Here is a 21,915-nt window from a genome sequence, read left to right on the forward strand (position 1 = left end):
AGGAAGTCCGTCGTGCAGAAGGTGAGGGTCGAGGAGTCGTACGGGCGGCAGGCTCACGTCACGGTGATGACCCCCGCGTCCGTCCCCGCCGGTGTGTACTCGGCCAGCCGCGCCCGCAGGCTGTCCATCCGCTGCGGCTGGTACAGGTCGTGGAAGGCGCCCATCTCCGAGCCGTCCTCCGCGCCTCGCCCGATCTCCTCCGGGCAGCCGGCGGCCAGTTGCCCGTACGCCGGGGTGCCGTACCGCTCGCTCGTGAACAGCGGGCGCACCAGGGGCGCGTCCTCGTGGCCCGCCAGGTCCGGCCGGCAGCGGTGCCGGCGCGGGGTGCGCGAGCCGGGGGGCACGTACGAGAATCGCAGGCAGCCGATACCCCGCCGGGCCACCTGGAGCCGCCCGGTGAAGACGCTGTTCTCGGCGATCCCCACCGCGTGGGTGTGGACCTCCCCGATGACGGTCGTGCGGTGGGCGTGCAGGACGGCGTGCGCGTGGCGGCAGTCCGGGGCGGACAGGGCCGCCCGGTCGTGGCCGGTGGCGTCCAGGACGCTGTCACGGATGTGGATGTCCAGCGGGTCGTGGCCCACCTCGTCGCCGATCACCTCGATCGTGCCGAGGACGCTGCGCTCGATGGCGACGCACGCCGTGGTCCGGTCGAGGACCAGGCTCGGCTCCTCCGGCGAGTGCGGGTCGCACTCCGGCTCCAGCGACCAGCCCGGCACCAGCGTGCAGTGCCGCAAAACCACCGCGCCCACCGGCCCGGTGACGTTGAGGCCGCGTCCCGTGATGAGCAGCCCGTCGAGCACGATCCGGGGCGCGTCCCCGGAACACTCCTCCGGCGCCCGTATGTTGAGCGCGTCCGGCCGGTTGCTGTACCAGTCGAGCAGCCGGATCACCGGCCGCGTCCCCTCCGCCGCCCGCAACTCCAGCCGGTCGCCCGGGTCCAGGTCGAAGTCCAGCTGCTCCTGGTAGGCGCCGCTGTGGGTGATCTCGATGACGCCGTCCGGGCCGCACCGCCCCGCCCGCCGGTCGCCGCGCCAGTCCCCGTACGCGTCCATGATCCGCCGGTACGGCTGACCCGGCCCCACTCGGTAGACCTTCGCGCCCGCCGGTGTCTCCCGCTCGCGCGGGTACTCGCCGCCGCCCATGTCGTCGGAGAACGCGTAGTGGTACGTCACCCACACCCCCTGCCGGGGTGCGGAACGCGATCCGAACGCGATCCGGCCGAGCACCGGATCGACCGCGACCTGCCCGCGCTTGGGGCGATAGCGCCAGCCCGACAGGTCCGCCACCACCAGGTCCGCCATCGGCACCGGCTCGTCCCGGCCGTCGCGCCAGATCGTGAACGACTTGCCGGGCCCGTAGTAGTCCGCGAGCCGGTCGGCGAGCTGCCGGCGGCGGATGTACGCGGGGACGTTGTCGATCGTCGCCACGTGTGTGGCCGACGGCTCGGGCACCGGCTTGGTCACCAGCGGGCTGTCGTTGCCCAGGATGGAGAACGTATAGAGGTTGCGGGCCCGGTCGACGCAGTACGCGGGCGCACGGGTCACGTGGTACGGCTTCAGCCGCCACACGTACAGCCCCACCCCGGCGGGGGAGAGGCCCCCCTGCGTACGCGCGGACCCGGCCCGCCGCACGTCCACCGACCGCGCGACCGCGCCGAACGGCCCGCCCGCCAGGTCCAGCGCCGCGCCCTCCCGCACGTCGGCGAGCCGGCCACGCTCCAGGCGCCGCGCGTTCACGGCCGCCGTGCCCGACCCGTACAGCTTGACCGGCTGATGGCCGGCGACGAGCCGGGAGAACTCGACCGCCCGCGACGGCCATCCGGCGACCGAGCCGGCCAGCTCCTCCAGCAGCGCCAGGCTGCCCTTGCGCCGCCGGTTGGCGACCGTGGCGGCCACGTCCCGGCGCGGGGCGAGGGCCTCGGCGAGCCGGGCCCGCGAGTCACCGCCCTCGCCCTCCAGGCCCTGCGCCTGGACCCGCTCGTACCCGGGCAGCGGCGTGTAGCCGACCAGATCGCCCAGGTACGGCAGCACCCAGGGGGCCGCCGTCTCCACGAACCAGTCCTCGTAACCCTGCGCGACCCCGTCCCGCACCAGGTCGACCTGCTCGGCGATCACCGCGAGGAGCGCGCGCAGCGGCTCCCCGGCCTCGGCGTCGCGCAGCCGGTGCCACTGCGGAAGCAGCTCCATGAGCCCGTCGGGTTCCCTGTCGATGGGACTCATGAGGTGACCTCCGTCAGAATCAGCGTGTCCGCGACGTGCGGGGACAACAGGGCGAGCTGGGCCGGCCGGACGCCGCGGAACACGTACAGCGACCGTCCCTTCTCCAGCCGCCGGGTGTCGGTGATGTCCGGGTTGAGCCGCAGCAGTTCGGCGAGCGGCAGGCCGTAGCGGGCGGCGACGGCCGTGAGGGTCTCCCCGTCATCGGCGGTGACGCGGTGCACGTCCTCCTCGTACCGCGCGAGGCCCGCCGGGACCGTGGTGCGCGGCTCGGTGAGCGACCCGGCGAGTCCGACGAGCCCGTCGGGCGTGACGGACGCGGGCACCCCGGAGAACACGTCCACGTCGATGTAGTCCACTCCCGGTACCCGGTGCGCCGCCGCGAGCACCTCCGAGAGCCGGGCCGGCACCCCCAACTCCCGCTGCCCCGCGCCGAAGTGGGCCAGCAGCGCCTGCCGCAGCCGGGGCTCCACGACCGGCCAGGTGTGGTCGCGCGCCACCTTCACCCGCGCCGAGAGCAGCAACAGCACCAGCTCCCGCACGTCCACCCGTACCGGCAGACGCGCGTCGCCGTACCGGGCGAGCGAGGAACACAGCGCGCGCAGCACCTCCGAGTCGGGGCCGATCGCGATGTCGTCCACGCCCGCGACCGTCACATGCAGCACCCGGCGCCGCCCGTCGAACACCTCCCGGGCCACCGCCCGGCCGATGCCCGCCCGTGAGCGGGCGAAGTCCTCGTAGTCCTTGACGGACACGAGCCGGTCGAGCGCCGACACGGCGAGCGGGATGGTGCGCCGGGTCAGCCCAGGGCCGTCGGCGTCCGCCCCGCCCGTCGCGGGCCGCGGGTTGGTGACGGCGGTGACACCCAGCGGCCGGGTGACCGCCTGGGTGATCCGGTCCGCCGCCACGTTGGCGGCCCGCCCGGTGCCGAAGCGGTACCGGGCGCGCACGTTCTCGTGGCCGGTGGGCAGCCGGGCCCCGTGCACCCCGTCGCCGAACGTCACCGTCGTACGCCCGTCCCCGGCCGTCCCCGTCACGTACACCCGGTCGCCCGGCCCGCGCCCGGCCAGGCTGTCCACCTCGTGCCACAGCAGCCCGTCGACCCGTACCTCCAGGGTGGGTGTGGCGCCCAGCGGGTTGTCGGCGGGCAGCCAGGTCAGCGGCGCCTGCCAGAGCGTGAACGTCTGATGGGTGCGGCTCGCGTCGCCGCTGCCGATCGGCTCGTCGCGGCTCTCGCCGTGCGTCGCCGGGACGACATTGCCCTGAATCCGCACGGTGTCACGCCGGTAGCGGTACGCGAGGTCCGCGGTGAGCGTCAGCCTCGTGTGGACGTGGTCGCCGGGCACGTACGGGTCGCGGTGCTGCTCCACGGCCGCGATCACCGCGAGTTCCGTGCCGCGCACCCCCGCCGTGCCGGGGATGTCGGTGCGCTCGCCCGACACGACCAGACGGCGGCCCGGCCGCAACCCGTCGTACAGCTCGGCCAGTTCGATCTCGTTGCCGTGCACGTCCTCGCCCAGCGGCTCGTCGGCCAGGCGCAGCGCCTCGCCGCCCGCGTGCACCGTGGCGTCACGGATCGTGGACAGCAGCACGTCGTGCTCGTCCAGCCACGGGTCGGCGAGGGTGAGCTCGGTGCCGCGGCCGGTGATCCCGAAGTCGGTGTACGCGGCGGTGCGCACGGCCGTCACCCGGGTCGTCACGAACGCCAGCCCCGGGTCGCCCGGCACACCGTTCTCGGCGCCCTTGCGGGGGCGCTCGATCGCGACCCAGCTGCCGACCGTGATGCCGTCCTGCACCGAGTCCAGCGGCAGGACGTGACGGTCGGCCCGCTCCGGCACGGTCGCGATGCCGATCGCGACGTTCGCGGGCTCGCCGCCGACCGCGTACCGCATGGTCACTTCAAGACCGTCGTGCGTGACCTGCTTGTGCTGGCCGGGGGAGAGCAGCCAGCCGCGGGGTTCGCCGTTGTGGACGACCACATGGACCCGCCCGTCCTCGGCGGGGCGGGACACGAACAGGGTCCGCTCCGGCAGCCCGTCGGAGAACCGCGCGGTCACGCCGGGCTCCTGCGAGTCGGCGGGTCGGCGGGCCAGCCAGCTCAGGTCGTGGTCCTGGCCCGCCCGGGTCCGCAACTCCACCTGCCCGGGGCCCAGCCGGAACGTCTTCCCGGCCGGCAGGTTCTCCGACACCTGTACGGAGGCGCCCGTCTCGACGTGCTGGAACTCGGCCCGCACCGGCACCCGGCCCGCCGTGTCGTACACCACCCGCATGGTCGTCAGGGCCGAGCCGCCGAGCGGCCAGTCCGTCTGCCGGATCACCGTGCCGCGCTCGTCCTGCACCGGCTTCAGCGGAGCCGTCGCGCCGAACGGCGCCGCCGTCACCCGCAACACCTGGAGCTCACGCAGCAGGGGGGAGGTGCCAGGAGCGGCATGGCGCCACGCCGCGTACATCCCGTCCGCCACGCGTGGGTCGAGCGCGGACAGCAGCCGCGCGCCCAGGTCGGAGCCGGGGGTGAGGAGCCGCTCCACGGTGGGCGCCAGGACCCTCGCCGGCGGTTTCGCCTCGCGGGCGCGCAGCGCGGGCAGGACGGCTCCGAGGGCGCGCATGGCCGCGGAACCGGATGCGTCTTCCGGGGCGGGCACCGGCCGCGAGGGCTCCAGGTCCGCCGCCCGCTCCCGCAGGTCGCCGATCAGCGCCTCCAACCGCTCGAACCAGGCGGCGACCTCCTCGTACGGAGCGGCGACGGCCTGCGCCTCGGCCAGCCGCTCGTGCGGGTCCGCCAGGCGCCGGGCGAACTGCGCGGGGCCGGTGATCCCGTCCAGGTCGGCGCGCAGCGGCGCCAGCACCTGCTCGTCGAACGTCTCGATGAGCATGCTGACGGGACGCGGATTGGGGTTGTCCGGGGTGGGCTCCCCGTCCTCCACGTCGAACGCGTCCTCGGTGATCCACCGGCGCGCCTCGGCCACCAGTTCGCTCAGCGACGGCGGCGCCGACCGCGGCAGTCCGATCGCCGTCACGTCGTCGTCCCGGTCGATCCGGACGCGCGCCACCGGCAGCAGCAGGCGCTTCGCGCCGGCGAAGACGAACAGCAGCCGGTCACCGGTCCGCAGCGACGTGTCGGTGCCCAGGACGTGGATCTCGGACCGTTCCCGCAGGCCGTCCGGCGTCAGCAGGCCCGGCCGGCGCCGCCGCACCGCCAGCTCGTTCCACGCCCACCGGGCCGTCAGGTCCTCGCTCGTCTCGAAGGTCTGCGCCTCCTCGCCGACGGAGCCGGGCACGCTGTTGCTGCGCGCCCCGCGCGCGATCGGCACCTCCAGGTCCTCGGCCCGCGGATCGCGGTCCAGGGTGTACGCCAGGTGCGTGCCCGCCGCGACGCCGGGCCGTGGCCGGTGCCCCACCAGCCGCCCCAGCAGCGCCAGCGACCGGTGCTCGTTCGCGGTGCGCAGATACCCCTCGTCGGCGATCCGCTCCGAGTGGAAGGTGAGCAGGTCGCCCACGACCGCCCAGGCGTCCAGCAGCGCGATCGCCGGATCGTCCGCCGTACGGACGGTGAGCCCGCGCAGCGCCGGGTAGGCGGGCGAGGCCAGCCGGTCGAGCATGGCCGCCAGGAACGAGCCGTACTCACCGACCCGGTAGTCCAGGGCCGTACGCCCCGGCGCGTTGTACAGGGCACGCGGCGCGTGGCGCTCGTCGTGCCCGCCGCAGCCGCAACCGCAGTCACCGTGGCCGCTCATCGGGCACCTCCGCCCAGGTCGATCGACAGCCGGCCGAGTTCCGGCCGGTCGGGGTCGTTGTCGCACCGCGCGATCTCCAGCGGGCCGAGCCGCAGCACGCCTGCCTCCAGTGCCGTGTCGTCCGTGTCATGGAAGAGCCGGGCCAGCCGGGTCACCCGTACGCTCTCCACGCCCCGCACCTCCGCCGCCACGGCCACCAGCCGGCTCAGCCGCACCGGTTCGCCGAACGTCAGGGCGTCGGGGTGGAAGAACCCGAGCCGCCCGCCGGGCAGCCGGCGACTGCCGAGGAGCCGGTACAGCTCGGCGAGGATCTGCCCGTGCTGGTGGCCGGGCGCCGCGCACACCGTGAGCGCCACGTCTAGCGGTACGTGCCGGGCCGGGCCGACCACCAGGTCGTGACCGATCCGGCGGTAGCGCTCCAGGGTGTACGCCACGGAGTCGAGCAGCTCGGGGGACGCGTCGCCGCTCCCCAGCGCGTCGACGGCCACGTGCGCCTCCCGCACGCTGCCGGTCCAGCGGATCTCGGCGGCCGCCCGCTGCACGCCGGGGACCTGGGCGGCGAGCGCCGCGTAGTCCTCGGCGGTGACGGCACGCAGCCGCGTACGCCTCAGGTCGAGCGGCGCCAACTGCCGTACTTGCTCCACCGGTTCGGGCGCGGTGCCGCCGACGGCGGGCAGCGGATTGCGCACGCCCGCCACCGGCATCGGCGCCCCGGTGTCGGAGTCCTCCGGGTCACGGCACAGGACCAGGTGGTTGATCGCCTCCGCGCCGACGTTGCCGGCCGTGCCGCCACCGAGCCGGTAGCGCGGCTCCAGCCGCGCCCCGGGGCGGGGGCGGGCACCGTGCCGCCCGTCGCCGAAGCGCAGGGCGATCCGCCCGTCGTCCTCCAGCTCCCCGACGAAGTGCCGCTCGCGCGGACCGCTGCCCAGCAGGTCCCGCCTGGGCGTCCACACCACGAGGTCGTGGTGGCGGTCACCGCCGGAGGACGGCTCCGTCGCGGCGCCGCCCGCCGTGTCCTCCGCCGGCACGGAGCCGCCCCCCGGCGACTCCCGCAGCCGCTCGTACAGCCGCACCGCCGGAAGCGCCTCGCGAGGGTCCTGTACGAGCGCGGCGGCGGGCCCCCGCAGCACCGGCTCGTCCGGGTGCAGCCCGGCCGCGTACACCGGGCCCCAGGTGTGGGCGATCTCCCAGGCGACCGACCCGTCCAGCACCGCACCGGCGCGCGCTCGGGCGGTCAGCACCTCCAGGCGGCGCAGCTTGGCGGCGAGCAGCCGTTCGCCGCGGTGCAGCAGCTCGCGCAGCGCGCGCACCGGGTGCCTGCGCAGCTCCAGGCGCTCCAGCACCCGCAGCCCGAACAGCACGGTCAGCTCGGCGATCTCCGGCTCCGCCAGGCCGTCGCAGTCGCGGGCGGAGCGCCACAGCTCCACCAGCCGCGCCCGCACCCGGCCCGGGATCGCGGCCAGCCGCCCGGCCTGCCCCGCCGAGACGTGACGCGGCTCCGGGAACGGCACCGCCTGGACGACGGGGGAGCGGGGCAGGACGGGCCGGAAGCGGGGCGCGATGCCCGGGTACACGACCTGCGCCAGCAGCGTCTCCAGCGCCTCGGCCTGCGCGTACGCCGTGCCGGGGACGACCTTGGCGCGCCGCCGGCCGGCCAGCTCCAGGCCGATGCCGGCGCGGCCGGTCGCGTCCTCGCCGACGACGGTGAACAGCTCCCGTACCTGATCGGCGGTCAGCAGCCGGCCCGTGCGGGTCTGCCGCAGCCGGGTGGTGATCAGATCGGCCGTGGCGTTGCCGTTGCCGCCGTCCCAGCAGCCGAACCCCGACGGGTCGCACGACCCGAGGACGGCCGGCGCGGGCGGCACGGTGACCGTGTCCGCCGTACCGCCGCGGAAGGTGAGCGACCGGCCGTGGTCGACGAGGACGACATTGCCGCGCGCCACGCTCACGTCCTCGACGGGCTCGCAGTCCGGGCCGCCACGGGTGGTGAGGCGGACGGGGAAGGCGAGCGCGTCCTCGGCCGCCCACGTCACCTCCACCACGGGCTGACCGGCCAGCCGGTCCACGGCCGGGGTGACGGAGGTGAGGCGTACGGCCTGCCGGTGCGCCGGATCGGCGTCGCCGGGCGTCCCGGACCGTACCCCCCGCACCTCCTCGATCAGCAGCAGGTCACCCGGCTCCAGTGCCAGGGCCCGCACGTCGCATTTCTCGTCCGCCCACGCGTCCCGCAGCGTCGCGGCCGTGGCCCCCTTCGGCAGCGCGCACACCTCGCCGCCCCAGGTCCACAAGCGGATCGTGTTGTGCGCGGGGCGCAGCACCAGCGGCTCGTGCGCCACGACCGGCTCGAACACCTCCACCGATCCGCGCTCCTCCAGCACGGCGAGGTCCCGGTCGTCGATGACGGTGCCGATCTCCGGCCGGTCGCGCGGCCCCAGCCTCCGTACGTCCACGGCGGCGAACCGGAACGTGCCCGGCGGCAGCGTCAGTTCCCGTACCGTCTCGACGGTGACGTACGCGCGGGCGTTGACCCCGTCGTGCATCGGGTAGTCGATGAGCCGCACGTGCCGGCGTAACGACACCCGGCGGCGGGCGGTGTCCAGGTACGCCTCCGTCGCCACCGCGTCCTGCTGGTAACCGATCCGGTCGGCGGTGTGGGCGAGCAGCTCGACCAGGGTCGTACCGAGGTCCGCGGCGTTGCCTTCCACCCAGTCCGGCGCGGTCAGCGCCAGCCGGTCGAGGATCAGCGTGCGGATCGTGTCGTAGTCGCGGGCCGTGTAGTCGATGACGGGCGCGGAGGGGAAGCCGGGCGGGCGGCCGGGCTGCTCGTCCTGGCAGTCGAACGGCGTCGGGCAGTCGGTACGGAACACGAACTCGGCCGTGTAGTACCGCTGGTCGAACCCGAGGAACGGCTCGGTGCCGGGGCGTCCGTACGGATCGGTGTCCACGACCGAGAGGCGGTAGCGGGACAGGTCGCCGGTGCGGTCGAGCGTGACGTACAGCCGGTCGTCGAGCTCCGGGTCCTCCTCACGCTCGACGGACACCTCGACCGCCTCGATGCCGGTGATCCGGCGGCCGCCGTCAATGCGTATGTTCTGCGGGCAGAGACCCTCGGGCGCCTTGCCGAGGAACGTGACCTCGAGCGTGAGCCCGTCGTCGCCGACCTCGACGGCGTCCACGCCGCCCAACTGTGCGGCGCGTACCCGCGCGCGCCTGCCCGGGGTGACCGTACCGCTCATGCGGCCCCCCTCCCCTCGAACACCTCGTCGCGCCGGCTCCCGGTGGAACGCACCACGTAGCGCAGGTGCACCCGGACCACGTTCTCCTCGCTCACCACGTCCAGCGCCTCCACGCCGATCAGGTCGCCCAGCCACCGCTGGAGCGAGGCCTGCACCGACAGCTCCAGGGCGGAGGCCAGCTCCGGGCTGTTGGGGGTGAAGACCAGATCGAGCAGCCCGCACCCGAAGTCGGGCCGCATCACGCGCTCGCCCGGGCTGGTGAACAGCAACTGCTCGACGAGGTCCCGCACATGCTCGTCGTCGTCCGCGTGCGCCGTCCGGCCCCGGGCGTCGACCCGGAACGGGAAGGCGATGTCCGTCCGTACCGTCCGTACCGTCCGTGCCGTCCTCACGCTCCTCATCGCGACGACACCCCCCTGGCCGCCTGGATGACGACGGGCGGGCCCTGCGGGACGAGCGCGGTGCTGAAGCAGAGCGCGGGCGTCGTGTCGAGCAGCACCGGCGAGCCGTCGATCAGCACTCCGCCGCGGGCAGGCGTCCAGCGCACCGTGGCGCATGGGTGCGGCACACCGCCCGTTGTGTGCCGGCAGCCGATGACCGTGAAGACATCGGCCGCGGTCGGCACCGGATGCCCGTCGGCCCGGACTCCGGACGACGGTGCGGACGCGGGTACGACCCGGCCGCCGTGCGGGCAGCTGATCGAGGTACCGCCGTTCACGAGATTCCCGGACAACACGATTCTCCCCGTTTCCTGACTAAGGCTTCTTGGGCACGATCAACCGGCCCTCGTTGATGTTGACTTCACTGCCGGTCAGCACGATCGACGCGCCCTGGCCATTGGCGATGGTCACGCCCTTCTCGTCGATCTGCACGTACGCTCCCGTGGCGGCCTGGAGGCGGATCCCGTTGCCGCCCGGCACGTCTCCCATCACCCATTTGTGCTGGTCGGAGGTCTGGATCACCACGTTCTGGTGCGCGGGTGGGCCCGCCAGCGCGTCCGGGGGCAGCTCGGACTCGTGTCCGTACCAGCACCCCGTCCAGATGGGATAGCTGGGGTCCCCCTGCTCGAACTCCACCCATACGCCGGCCCCTTCGGCCGGGACCGCGTAATGCCCCGACCGGGGCCCGGTGAACGGCAGGCAGGGCAGGGCCCAGGTGGACGGCTCATCACCCAGCACGTCCGGCACCTTGACGGTGACCCGGCCGATCCTCAGCGGATCCCGGTTGTTCACCACCTGGCCCCGGAACTTGCCGAGAAACCGGTTGTTCGGTCCTGCGGGCATACGAAGCTCTCCTGGTCCTCACGGTCGCACGGTGCCGCTGCGGGCGATCAGTCCCTCACGTGACAGCGTGAAGTTCTGCTGGTACGAGCCGGGCCTGATGGTGTGGGTGACGGACTTGACGTAGTAGTCGCCGTCGTACGCCCGGCCGGCGCCGCGCACGCCGACGAGCTCGCGCGGCTCGAGCACGTATCCGTGCCGGTTGACGTCCAGCGACCCGGAGCCGGAGACCGCGTCGGCGGACGTCGCGGCTCTGGCCAGGAGCTCGGCCTGGGCCTGCTCCGGGGCCCTCTTCGCGGTACCGGACAGGGTCCTGCGCTTGAGGGCGGGCGTGGGCCGTCTGCCGAGCGGGGGGCGCAGCGGGTTGATGTCGGGCTGCGGCAGCAGCTGGGAGTCCCTCGTCCTCGGGTCCTGCCAGCGCGCCTGTGGTTCCTCGCGGGCCGTCCCGTCGTAGGCGAACGTCAGCTGGTCGACGGTGGAGTTGACGTCCATGTTGACGTTGAGCGCGTGCTGCCGCCGGCCCAGCCGCCGCTCGGGCCCCCAATAGGCGAAGGACTGCTGGTGCCCGGGCCCGGGCTCCAGGTAGAAGGTGTAGCCGTTCGCCCGGGCGAGCTCGGTCACGTAACTCAGATCGGTCCCGGACTGGTACTCGACGCGCAGCTGCTCACGTGGCGGCTGATGCACGTGCTCCGGGACGACCCGCGGACGGATGCCGTAGTCCGCGTATCTCGCGAGGATCCTCTTCACCCGTTCGGAGGGGGGCAGGTTCGGGTAGCGCTCGGTCCGCTCCTCGAGATCCATGAGCAGGGTCAGGTCCTCGCCGGTGACGGTGAGGGTGGTCTGGCCGGGAACGTTGCTCACTCCCACCTCCTGGCGGATGATGAGACCGTCCAGGATCACCGTCGAGGTTCCCTTGATCGAGGTCGTGACGATGACCCGCGTCCTGGGGTCGAAGAACCCTTCGGGCAGCAGCCGGTCAGTGATCATCCCTCGTTTGGTGAGGTCGAACGCCAGCTGGAACCCGCTCCGCTCCCCGGCGGTCATGGTGATCTGCGCGGACAGCAGTGCCGCCGCGACCTCGGCGGGGACGGGACGGGTGAGCCTCGGCCCCATCTCCAGGGTGAGATGAACGGGCCCGCCCCCGACGGGCGTTTCCTCAGCCATGGAATCCGCCCGCCTGGGGTATCCGGATCTCCTGTCCGGGCTCCCCGGTCAAAGCGTACGGATCCAGGACCGGGTTGGCGTCGGCGATCTGCCACCACTGCCCGGGGTCGCCGGTGTACCGCTGCCCGAGGTGGTCCGGGCGCTCGCCGCTGCAGACCATGTGCGGCGCGGTGTCCTCGTCGGCCGGCAGCGGTGGCAGTAACCGCCGTTTGGCGTACCGCACTTCGGTCCCGTCGGCCATGCGGTGCACCCCGATCTCCGCGTCGTGGTAACGGCTGGTCCGCGGATACGGGTGCGACCCCGGAATCGCGTCGAGCGCGCTCTCGTACGGTTCGCTCACGTCCTACAACCCCCGTCCCAGCCCCAGCTCCGCCAGCCGCCCGCCGCGCGCGGACGCGGCGAGCCGCTCCTTCTGTGCCAGATGTGCCAGATACAGATCGGCCCCCCGGTGCCCGGCCGGCAGATCGCTGACGCTGAGCACCTTCATCCCGATGCCGAGGCTCGCCCTGATGGGGTTGAGACGGACGTCGAACGCCGACTCGTTGATCGACAGCTCGGTGAGCCGTACCGGCATGACCCGCTTGCTGCCCCAGGTGAACAGCGTCAGAGGCACCTCGATCGGACTGATCTCGACGGCCCCCTTCTTCGTCAGCCGGGACGCCTCCCGCAACTGCGCGGTCGTGGGATGCACCAGCATCTCCAGCGTCGCCAACTGCGGATGGATCCCCTCGGGCGCGGCGACCTCGAACTGGTCGGTCGCGTCGATCTCGGCGGTGAACTTCCACGTCTCCTCAGCCGGCCCCTTGAGCCGCAGGGCCTCGTTCCTGTCCCCGCCTCCACTCCCTCCACCACCGGCATCGCCGCTCCCCCCGGCGGCCTGCGGCGCGAGGGACCGCTCCAGGGTGTCGGGGTTGAACTGCAGCACGATGATGCGTTGTGGTGTGCCGCGCTCAGGGTCGACGACGACGATGCCGGAGCGGATGGGTTTGGGTATGTCGGCGTAACGGGTCATTGCACCTGCTCCTTCTGGAGGTCTGCTACTCGTAGGTGATCTCTGCCGCGATATCTGCCTTGGACGGGGTGCGCCATCGTCCTGCCCCCTGCATGCCGAGCAGGTCGATCACCTGTCTGTCGATGTTTGTCTTCAAGAACGTCACCTCCTCCCCGTCCCGGGTGGCGGAGTATTTCCTCCGGTTGATCCTGCCGTGCAGCCTGAAGACCCTGGCGTTCCCGGCTCCGCGCCATTCGTAGAGGTGGACCTCCATGCCCAGGAACTTGGTCGTCCAGGCCGGGGTTCCCAGGTGATAGCCCTTCTCGAACGTACAGTCCAAAGCCCGGGCAACTCTCCTTGCCATTTCCTCCGTTTCCATCCTGGCGTCTGTACGGATCGAGAATTCCAGGTATGTGCATTCCGGCATGTCGTGGCGCCTTTCCGGGGCATGGGTGCAAGTTCATCCCGAGCTCTGCTGTTCAGTACGAATCCTTCTCGCGAAGGACGATATCTGTTTCGTCCGTGAACTTCTGGGAATCTTTGACCCTTCCCCTGAGGACCCGGGTCAGTGCTTTACCGACACTGCGGCCCAGGTTGTACAGCTCTCGCATCTGAGGCCAGATCGGGAATATCTTTCCGTTGCTGACCATCTCTGGGCGTTCCGCGGTGACGATGGGAAGCCACTTCCGCCATTCGGCAGGATGGACGACAAAGAGGTCCACGTCGAAGTCGTTGATATTGAAGGCGGTCCGCCCCTTGTGCGGGCCTCGCTGCCCCTCGTTCTTCAGGCTGCCGACGTACTCCAGATTGCGTCCCTTGTACTGGAATCGCAGCACCACCCCGTCGATGGTCTTCTTGATGTTCCGGTACCGCTCGTCCCAGATGCGCTCCCCTTTCTTCGCGATGGTCTTGCCGATTTCGTTCTGATCCAGATCGACGATCCCGTTCTCGTTGGCCCAGCGGGTGATCTTGCGGTTCATGCCTCGCAACTGCCACACCAGCTGCTGTACCCTCGCCCGCGAACTGGCCTGCTGTTGTCGCGTCAGGCCGAGTGGCTCGTTCGCCCGATGGGGGAACGCCTCCTTGAAGGCTGCTTTGTATTGCTTGACGCTGTCGACCTGGAAGTCGCTCACCTCGTCCAGCAACTCGACCTCGAAGCGCCTCCGGGTCTCCGGATCCTCGATGCGACTCACATAGGCCTTGAAGAACTCGATTTCGTTGTAGGCGGCCCGGTACCTGTCCTCCAGGGGCAGCAGCCTGGATTCCATTTTCACCGACACGTCGGTGCCCGATGGCTTGAGGACCATTCGGTGGCGCTCACCGGCCATGGTGAACGACGCCTTCACCGTCGGTCGTCCGGGGTTGTCTGTTGCTTCCTTCTCGCGCCTCTGCTGTTCCTCGCGCTGCTTCTGCCGCCGTGCCGCCCGGTCTTCATCGATCCGACGGGAACGACGGAGGTCCTTGAGGCGCCTCATTCTTTCGAGGGTCTTGGCGTGGAGCCGCTTGGCGCTTCTCCGCAGAGCCTGACCTACCCTGCTCTTACGGAGCTTCCTGCCCAGCGTGCGCCCGGCATTCCGGACCTTCTTGAGGGCTGACCCCACCGTGTGTCTGATTTTCTTCAGCGCTTTACTGAGCGGCGACTCCTTCTTGGTGGGCGGTGTGGATCTCCGCGGTTCGGTTTCCTTCCTGTCTGGTTCGGGTGTCCTGTCGGGTTCGGTGTTCTTCTTGCTGTCCGGAGTTCTGTCCTGGGCTGTGTCCTTCTTGCTGTCCGTCTCCGGGGCCCTGTCAGGCCTGCCCTTCGTGGTGTCGGGAGCCGCTTCCTGCGCGGTGTCGTTCTTCGCGTCGCGTTCCGGAGTCCTGTCGGGAGTTCTGTCAGGCCGGGTGTTCTTCCTGTCCTCCTGCGCCTTGCCGGGCGTCACGTCGCTCCCGGGCCTGTCCGCGGCGGGGCCCGCTGAGGTCGGGCGGCGGCCCGGGACGGAAGCGTCGGCTGTCTTCCCAGGCCGTACGGGCGCCCTCAGCGCCTGGCTCGCCTTGCGAATCGCACCGCGGGCGCGGTTCACGGCTCCGCCGGCGGTCTCTCTCGCTCCCTTACCGGTCTTCTTCAGACCCTTCATGATCTTCTCGGCCATCGCCTTCAGGCGCTTGCCCACGCCCTTCGTCGCGGCAGTGAGGCGCAGCATCAGGAAGTTGGTGATGAAGTCCAGCAGGGCCACGATTCCCGCCGCGACCGCCTCCGCGAACAGGCACGCCGCCGGGCCCGCCTTGACCGCCTTCAGGTAGGCCCAGAACTTGCTGAACGCCGACAGGATGGAACTCAGGCTCTGCCACGCCGCCATCAGGCCCTGAACGATCGTCAGGATCGCGCCGGCCGCCGGCACGAGCATCGAGACGACCTTCTCGATCACGATCGACGCGATCATCATCGGCAGCGACGCGATGATCGCGTCCCACGCCATCTTCCCGATCTGCTTGATCGAGACGCAGCCCTTCACCAGGACGTCGATCACGGCCTTGCCGAGCCCCAGGATGCCCTCGACCTTCGTGTCGAACCACCGCTTGACGCCCGTCTTGATCGCGCCCCACAGATGGTCCTGGATACCGGCCTTGGCCGAGCTGCCCGCCTTGCCCAGCCAGCCACCCGGATCGGGCGCGATGTCCGCCACCAGCGCCGCGAACTTGCCCAGCGCCTCGATCGCCGCCTGCGCGAACTTGATCGCGCCCAGGATCACCGCCTGATACGCCTTGATGACGGCCTTCAGGCCCGCTTCCAGGACGTCGAGCAGCTTGTTCAGCCCGGCGGCCAGCGCGTCCAGCAGCGCGTTCACGGCCTTCTTCAGGCCGTCCGCCAGCTTGTTGACCGCGTCGATCGCCTTGTCCCGCAGCCCCTCGATCGCCCTGCGGAACCTGTCCCTCAGCTCCGGGAAAGCCGCCAGCAGCACATCCCCGATCGCGATCAGCGCGTCCGCCAGCACGTTGATCGCCTTGATCGCGAGGTCCCGTACGAAGTCGATGGCTTTGTTGGCCCACTCCTTGAACGTGTCAATGATCGAGTTGACGGCCTTGCGCGCCGCGTCGAACACCGCCGTGACCGCGTCGAGGATCGCGTTGAAGGCGCTCTTCACCTTGTCGGCGACCCAGCCGAAGAAGCCTCCGGAAGGCTTGTTCTCCTCCTTCTTCTTCTCGGCCTCCTTCTCCGCCTTCTCCCGCTCGGAGTCGATCCGCTCGTTGTCCTTGTTCTTCCGGTCCTCGACCTCCTTGTCCTTGTCGTCGCGGGCCTTGACGATCTCCTTGTTCCTGGCGGTGTGCTCCTCCTCGGAGTTCTTGTCCGCCGCCTCGATCTTCTTGTCCTGCTCGGTGCGCCAGTTATCGCGCTCGCGCTGCGCCTCCTCGGCCGCCCGGCCCCGTTCGGAGGTCTGCTTCGCCGCGTTCTGGGCGACCTCGCGGTCGATCTCGGTCTGCTTCTCCTGCTTGGCCTGCTGCTCGCCCTGCTGGTGTTCCTTCTCCTTGGCGGTCAGCTCGCCCTGCGCCTGGCCGGCCGCACCCTGGATCTCGCTGCCGCGCTCCTGTTTGGCGACGGCCCCCACACCCGGCTTGGGCGCCGCCGACCTCGCCAGGCCACCACCCTTGCCGCCCGCGCGGCCCGCCGCCTCGCCGACGAGCTGCTCGCGCGGCGCGTCGGGGAAGATCTGGTCCTCGCCCATCGGCTTCGCGGCGTCCTGACGCCCCGTGTCCTGGATCTCGGACTGTTTCTCCTTCAGCGCCCTCGCCTGGTCGTCCGTACGCTTCGGATCGCTCGCGCCCTCCAGCCTGATCTTGGGCGCCGGGCCGACCGTCTTGTTGCGCAGCTCGGGGTCGACGGTGGGCACGGCGTCGGCCGCGGCCTCGACGTTCTTCGCCTCTTCCGCACTGAGCTCCTTCGCCACGGGTAGTGGAGGCGGGGGAGTGGTGTCGGTCGGCTTCTGCCCCTGTGCCTTCTCGCTGCCCTTCGCGCGCTGCTTCTCGCCCTGCTCCTCGGGCCCGATCTTCTCGACCTTGCCCGTCACCTGCGCCGCGGGCGGCGCCGCCTCCGGCGGGCCCGACATCGTGCGCGGCGCGCCCGAAGGCCGCTCCCGCTTCGGCGGATTGGCGTCCAGCCGCCGCTGTTCCTGGCCGACCTTCTTGTCCGCCGCGGCGTCCACGCCCGGCATGGCGGCCAGCGCCTGGTCCGGTGCCAGCTTGCTGACCGTGCCGATGGCGGCCTTCGGGTCCTGGCCCGACACGTCCGGCGGCTCCTGGTGCTTCTCCTCCGGAGCCCCGGCTGCACCGCCTCCGCCGCCGCAGCCGCCACCGCCCTCTTCCTTCTCAGCGGCGGGCTCGGGCGGGGCGCACCCACCGCCGTCCTTCTCCAGCGACGCTTCGGGCTGAGCCTTCGCGCCCTCGGGCGCGGGCGCGCCCAGCCTGCCCGGGCTGTCCGTCTGTTCGGCCGCCGGACTCACCGCGGCCTGCCCTGCCGATGGTGCACTGCCCGGGCCTGAGGCAGCAGAGGGACCGGCCGATTCGCTGCCGCCGACCGTGCCGCTCGGAGCGGCCCCTGCGCCGGTTTCCTTGGGAATGACACTCTTCGGCGCCGGGGCGTCGTGGTCGCCCTTCGCTGGTTCGGTGGCCCGCTGGGCGGCGGGAGAGGGCCTGCGATCCTCTACGGGGGTCCGCTCCGTTCGAGGCCCGGCGGGAACGAGGCCCGACGCCGGGGCAGGGCCGGCGCTTCCACCGTGCTCCTCCTCGGTGACCTGCACACTCGACCGAACCCTCCGCTTGTCCGCGGCCGCGTCCCGGGTGCGGCCTTCTCCGGCCCGCTCCTCCCGCTCCTCCGAATCCTTCCGGCGGTCCTTGTCCCCCTGCGCCTCCTCCAGGGCCTCCTGGGCGTCCGGCCGCTCCTCGGCCCCCGGGGACTCGGCCTCCCTTGCCAGAGAGCCGTCACCTGCGTTGCCGCCGGCTCCGTCCGGCTGGTGAAGCGAGCCAGGCGACTCGGGCTCCGGGGCCGGGTCCTTCTGATCGGAAGCCTCCGGATCCGGACCGATCGCCTGGTCCTGGCCCGTGTCGGTCGCATCGGACTCCTCCGGTTCGGACCGTTCACCGGGTGTGGTCTGCCCGTTCGCAGCCGACTGGCCGCCGTCCGCGGCCTCGTCCGGGACCGGCTCAGGAAACGCCAGCGCGTTGGCGATCGCGTTGGGAGAGCTGTCCTCCGAGAGCTCGATCTCACCCACCGAGGGGGTCGACGGAGCGGAAGCGGCCGTCTGAGGACGTTCGAGGCTGCTCCTCTTTCCTCCTTCGCTGCCGTTCTCGCCGCCGTCGATCTCCCGGTCCGCCCCCGCCTCCAGGCCGAGCGGCTTCTCCGCCTCCAGCGGCTCGCCCTCGTCCTCGTCCTTCTCGTGCAGGCCGTGCTGGGAGAGTGCGCTGTCACGCTGCTCCGCCCGCTCGTCGACCTTTTCCGGGCGTACGGGACCGGGCTGGGCCTTCGCCTTCGGGTCGAGGTTCTCCTGCTTCGACCCGGCGGCCGGCTTCTTCGCGTCGTCCTTGCGCTTGCGCTTGTCCGCGCCGGGGGCATTGGCCTGTTCCGGATCCCGCTCCTCGCGGTCCCGCTGCGCCTTGCGCTCCTCCTTGGCCTGTTCGGCGCCCTCCTGCCGCTCCTCCGCCCCTTCGTCGGCGGCCGCGTCGACCCGCTCACGGTCCTGGGCCTGCTTCTCCTCCTCCTGGCGCTGCTCCTGCTCGGCCCGCTCCCGGGACTGGGCCCGCTCGTCCTCCTGCTCCTGGCGCCGGGCCGCCTCCTGGTCCTCGGCCGCCGCGTCGGCGCGCGCCCTGCTGCGGTCACCGCCCTGCTTGTCGTCCCGCGCCCTGGCGTCCCGCCGCTCCTCGCGGGCGTCGTCGGCCCGCTTGTCACCGGACGACCGGTCGGCCTCCTCCTTGTGCTTCCACCGGGTCCGCTCGACACCCAGCTCCTCGAACAGGTCGATCTCGGGGCCGGGCACCCCCGCGGGGCCCAGCTCGACCGGCCCGCCCTCCGACTCCTCGGCGAGGTCCAGCAGCCGGTCGTACTCGTTCGACAGCAGCCGCGCCTCCAGCCGGTCGAGCACCGACTCCTGCAACCGCGGCGCCATCCGGGCCAGTTGCAGCCGCACCCGCCCCGACAGGTCGGCCGGGTCGCCGCGCAGCGAGCGCAGCACGCCGTTGGCCAGCCGGTCCACCAGGGTCGCCGGGTCCAGCTCCTCCAGGCGACGGCGGTCGGCGTCCACGGTGGCGTACCGCAGCCAGCCGGGGGTCTCCTGGCCCGGTGCGACGTCCGGCGCGTGGCCTTCTCGTACCAGGTCCTGCGCCGCCGACTCCGCCTCGCGTTCCACCGCCTGCTGCGGCAGGCTCACCGCGCCCAGGTCGCGGCCCGCCCGCAGAGCGCCCAGCCCGTGCGGGTTCTGCACCGTGTGCAGCAACTCGTGCGCGAGCAGCCGCTGCCCGTCCGCCGTCCCCGGGAGGTAGGCGCCCTCCCGGAAGAAGATGTCCCGGCCGACCGCCACCGCGTCCGCGCCCAGCATGCCGGTCAGCGCGTCCGCGTCCCGGTCGGTGTGCAGCCGCACCTGGCCGAAGTCGTACCCGAGCCGCTCCTCCAGCTCCCGCCGCACGCCGAGGTCCAGCGGCTGACCGGCCCCGCTGACGATGTTCTTCGGCTCCGGCGTACGGGAGACGGCCCGCTCCTTGCGCTTGCGGCGCCGGTCCTTCCGTACCGCCTGGGTGTCCTCCGCGCGGGACGTGGTCATCGCGGCTCACCCCGCCCCGACAGCCCCGCGTGCACCGCACGTGCCAGGGCCTCGCCCAGCCGCCCGGGCGACGTCGTCGCGGGCAGCGGCGGCAGCCCCGACAGGGCGTCCAGCGCCCGGCCGCCGTCGGCCGCCAGCGGTACGCCCCGCTCCCGTACGAGCCGGGCCAGCTCCGCCTGGAACGCGGCCGACACCCGGTCCGGGTCGACCCGTTCGAACCCGTCGAGCACCAGCTCGCCGATGTCGACGCGTACGGTACGAGGTGCCTCGTTCAGACCCATCCGTGGACCTCCGACGGCGTCAGGGAGCGGTCCAGCTTGAGATATTCGGTACGCGCCGCCTCCAGCATGTGCCGCATCTGGAGCCGCTCACCCTCCTCGGCGGCGAGGAACGCGCCCGACAGCGCGATGTTGCGGATCGAGCCGCCCGCCACGGTCAGCCGGGCCAGCAGCGCCGGGTCGACGTCCTTCACCGGCGCCCGCGCGGGCAGCACCCGACGCCAGATCTCGGCGCGCTCGCTCTCGCCGGGGAAGGGGAAGTCGACGACGAAGCGGATACGGCGCATGAACGCCGTGTCCAGCGCCTGCTTCATGTTGGTGGTGAGGATCGCGAGGCCCCGGTACGCCTCCATCCGCATCAGCAGGTAGCTCACTTCGAGGTTCGCGTACCGGTCGTGGCTGTCCTTGACCTCGCTGCGCTTGCCGAACAGCGCGTCCGCCTCGTCGAACAGCAGGAGCGCGCCGCCGCGTTCGGCGGCGTCGAAGACCCTGCGCAGGTTCTTCTCGGTCTCGCCGATGTACTTGCTGACCACCTGGGACAGATCGATGACGAACAGGTCCAGCCCCAGCTCCCTCGCCATCACCTCGGCCGCCAGGGTCTTGCCCGTGCCCGACCCGCCCGCGAAGAGCGCCGTGACGCCCAGTCCGCGGCGCAGCGTGGCGGCGAAACCCCATTCCTCGTAGACGGTGGAGCGCTGCCGCACATGGGCGACGATCTCGTGCAGCACCTTCACCTGACGCTCCGCCAGCACCAGGTCGGCCCAGCCCGCCTGCGGCTCGATCCGCCGCCCCAGCTCGTCCATGCCCATCCGCGCCTCGGTGAGCCCGGCCCGCCACGCCAGCTCGCGTGCGGCCGGCTCGTCCCCGCGGGACAGATCCCGTACGACGGCCGCGCCCGCCGAGCGGATCAGGTGCGGCGGCAGCGAGAACTGCGCGACGAGATCCTTCAGGTCCTCCTCCGACACCTCGGGTACGCCTTCCAACGCGTCGGCCCACACCCGCAGCTGCTCGCCGGAGTCGAGCGCCGGCACGGTGACCCGCTCGCCTCGCCGCCGGGCGGTCTGCCGCGGATCGGTACTCGACACGACGAGGGGTACGGCCGCGCTCTCGATGAACGCGTCGGTGGCGGCGGCCTGGTCCCGCTCCAGGTCCCCGACCTCCACCAGCAGCGCGGCCGGCAGCAGGATCGCCTCCCGCTGCCACAGCCGGGCCAGCCGGTCCCGCTCGGCGGGGTCGGTGGGGACGTCGTCGGCGGCCAGCGCGTACAGGCCGAGCCCCGAACGCCGGGCGGCCGCGGCGGCGATGTCGGCGCGTGACGGCAGGTCGCCGCCCACCAGCTCGACGCGGAGCGGCGCGTGCCCCGTGGCCGCCGTCCAGGCGGCCGCGACCCGGCCCGCCGCCACGTCGTACGAGGCGGGCAGCGCGTCCGGCACGGCCGTACGGCGCAACAGGCCGTGCAGCCGGGCGTCCAGATAGGGCGCTCCGGCCAGGAAGTGCAGGATCCGCTCGTCGAGCCGCAGCCGGGACGTGGTCAGCCGGGTCTCGTCGTCCAGCTCGACGAGCCGCCAGCGCCGCAGGGGCCCGACGGGCGTCAGCGCGCTCCAGTGCGGCTCGGCCAGCGCGGCGAGGGCGAGCGCGAACGTCGGATACGCCCGCTCCGGGTCCCCGCTCGCGGCGGCGCACCGGCTCCCGGTGGTCGGGTCCAGCTCGGCGGCGGCGGTCAGGAGGACGACGTCCCGCTCGAACGGCGTGAGCCCGAAGCAGGCGACGAGCGCGTCGAGCGCGTCGAGCGTGGCAGGGGCCGCGGGCGCCGCGGGCGCCTCCAGTGCGGCGGGGGCCGGGGTGGCGGTCCCGGGAGCGGGGACGGCAGCGCGGACGGCGGCAGGGGCGTTCGCCCGTCCCGTGGCGGGCGGCTGCCCGGACGGCTTCCGCCGTGCCGGGCGGTTCCCGGCGCCCCCGCGCGGGTGCCCGGCGGGGTCCCCGCCCCCGGTGGGCCGGTCTTCCGCGCCGGTCGCGGCGTCGGCCGCGGTACCGGTCCGCTCCTCGGGTGCTTCCGGGCTCCCGACCGCGGCGCCCGCCGCAGGAGTACGGCCGGCGTGCCCTGCCCGCGCCGCGTGGGCGTCCACACGGGCGAGGACCGTGCTGATGGCGTCCGCCAGCGCCCGGGCCGTGGTGCCGGTGCCGTCGTCGTACGTGTCCATGCCCTCACCCGCCCCCGTGTCGCGCACCGT

The 21,915-nt window shown here is 72.4% G+C and carries 13 protein-coding genes; all 13 read right to left on the reverse strand.

Features of this window, described 5'->3' with window-relative positions; genetic code table 11:
* Nucleotides 1-53: 53 nt before the first annotated feature.
* Nucleotides 54-2,219: a hypothetical protein gene (locus AMK26_RS18925; RefSeq protein WP_073755865.1), complete on the reverse strand. Its 2,166-nt coding sequence runs from the start codon at nt 2,217-2,219 to the stop codon at nt 54-56.
* Nucleotides 2,216-5,950: a putative baseplate assembly protein gene (locus AMK26_RS18930; protein ID WP_073755866.1), complete on the reverse strand. Its 3,735-nt coding sequence runs from the start codon at nt 5,948-5,950 to the stop codon at nt 2,216-2,218. The genes AMK26_RS18925 and AMK26_RS18930 overlap by 4 nt, the downstream gene beginning before the upstream one ends.
* Nucleotides 5,947-9,186, reverse strand: a complete 3,240-nt coding sequence (locus tag AMK26_RS18935) for a putative baseplate assembly protein (RefSeq protein ID WP_073755867.1) — start codon at nt 9,184-9,186, stop codon at nt 5,947-5,949. Before AMK26_RS18935 ends, AMK26_RS18930 begins: the two co-directional genes overlap by 4 nt.
* Nucleotides 9,183-9,578: a GPW/gp25 family protein gene (locus AMK26_RS18940; RefSeq protein ID WP_443333168.1), complete on the reverse strand. Its 396-nt coding sequence runs from the start codon at nt 9,576-9,578 to the stop codon at nt 9,183-9,185. The genes AMK26_RS18935 and AMK26_RS18940 overlap by 4 nt, the downstream gene beginning before the upstream one ends.
* A gap of 5 nt (nt 9,579-9,583) precedes the next feature.
* On the reverse strand, nt 9,584-9,922 hold the full coding sequence (locus AMK26_RS18945; protein ID WP_338015581.1) for a hypothetical protein: 339 nt from the start codon (nt 9,920-9,922) through the stop codon (nt 9,584-9,586).
* 19 nt (nt 9,923-9,941) lie between these two features.
* Nucleotides 9,942-10,469, reverse strand: a complete 528-nt coding sequence (locus AMK26_RS18950; RefSeq protein ID WP_073755869.1) for a phage baseplate assembly protein V — start codon at nt 10,467-10,469, stop codon at nt 9,942-9,944.
* An 18-nt stretch (nt 10,470-10,487) separates the two neighbouring features.
* Nucleotides 10,488-11,630 carry a hypothetical protein gene (locus AMK26_RS18955; protein WP_073755870.1) on the reverse strand — a complete coding sequence of 381 codons (1,143 nt, stop codon included), beginning with the start codon at nt 11,628-11,630 and terminating at the stop codon, nt 10,488-10,490.
* Entirely contained in the window at nt 11,623-11,970 is a 348-nt protein-coding gene (locus tag AMK26_RS18960) for a hypothetical protein (protein ID WP_073755871.1), read from the reverse strand. Before AMK26_RS18960 ends, AMK26_RS18955 begins: the two co-directional genes overlap by 8 nt.
* Nucleotides 11,971-11,973: 3 nt before the next feature.
* Complete coding sequence (locus AMK26_RS18965) at nt 11,974-12,642, reverse strand: hypothetical protein (protein ID WP_073755872.1); 669 nt, start codon at nt 12,640-12,642, stop codon at nt 11,974-11,976.
* A 25-nt stretch (nt 12,643-12,667) separates the two neighbouring features.
* Nucleotides 12,668-12,961, reverse strand: coding sequence for a hypothetical protein (locus AMK26_RS18970; protein WP_143608557.1), 294 nt, complete (start codon nt 12,959-12,961; stop codon nt 12,668-12,670).
* A gap of 139 nt (nt 12,962-13,100) precedes the next feature.
* Entirely contained in the window at nt 13,101-19,406 is a 6,306-nt protein-coding gene (locus AMK26_RS18975; RefSeq protein ID WP_073755874.1) for an eCIS core domain-containing protein, read from the reverse strand.
* Nucleotides 19,403-19,687, reverse strand: a complete 285-nt coding sequence (locus tag AMK26_RS18980) for a hypothetical protein (protein WP_073755875.1) — start codon at nt 19,685-19,687, stop codon at nt 19,403-19,405. The genes AMK26_RS18975 and AMK26_RS18980 overlap by 4 nt, the downstream gene beginning before the upstream one ends.
* Nucleotides 19,678-21,912: an ATP-binding protein gene (locus AMK26_RS18985; protein WP_443333169.1), complete on the reverse strand. Its 2,235-nt coding sequence runs from the start codon at nt 21,910-21,912 to the stop codon at nt 19,678-19,680. The genes AMK26_RS18980 and AMK26_RS18985 overlap by 10 nt, the downstream gene beginning before the upstream one ends.
* Nucleotides 21,913-21,915 lie beyond the last annotated feature (3 nt).

This window comes from Streptomyces sp. CB03234, assembly GCF_001905885.1.
In the GTDB taxonomy this organism is placed as follows: domain Bacteria; phylum Actinomycetota; class Actinomycetes; order Streptomycetales; family Streptomycetaceae; genus Streptomyces.

Excerpts from the sequence above, each read along its gene's own strand:
- AMK26_RS18925 (WP_073755865.1), bottom strand. The coding sequence starts at position 2,219 with ATGAGTCCCATCGACAGGGAACCCGACGGGCTCATGGAGCTGCTTCCG.
- AMK26_RS18930 (WP_073755866.1), bottom strand. The coding sequence starts at position 5,950 with ATGAGCGGCCACGGTGACTGCGGTTGCGGCTGCGGCGGGCACGACGAG.
- AMK26_RS18935 (WP_073755867.1), bottom strand. The coding sequence starts at position 9,186 with ATGAGCGGTACGGTCACCCCGGGCAGGCGCGCGCGGGTACGCGCCGCA.
- AMK26_RS18950 (WP_073755869.1), bottom strand. The coding sequence starts at position 10,469 with ATGCCCGCAGGACCGAACAACCGGTTTCTCGGCAAGTTCCGGGGCCAG.
- AMK26_RS18955 (WP_073755870.1), bottom strand. The coding sequence starts at position 11,630 with ATGGCTGAGGAAACGCCCGTCGGGGGCGGGCCCGTTCATCTCACCCTG.
- AMK26_RS18965 (WP_073755872.1), bottom strand. The coding sequence starts at position 12,642 with ATGACCCGTTACGCCGACATACCCAAACCCATCCGCTCCGGCATCGTC.
- AMK26_RS18975 (WP_073755874.1), bottom strand. The coding sequence starts at position 19,406 with ATGACCACGTCCCGCGCGGAGGACACCCAGGCGGTACGGAAGGACCGG.
- AMK26_RS18980 (WP_073755875.1), bottom strand. The coding sequence starts at position 19,687 with ATGGGTCTGAACGAGGCACCTCGTACCGTACGCGTCGACATCGGCGAG.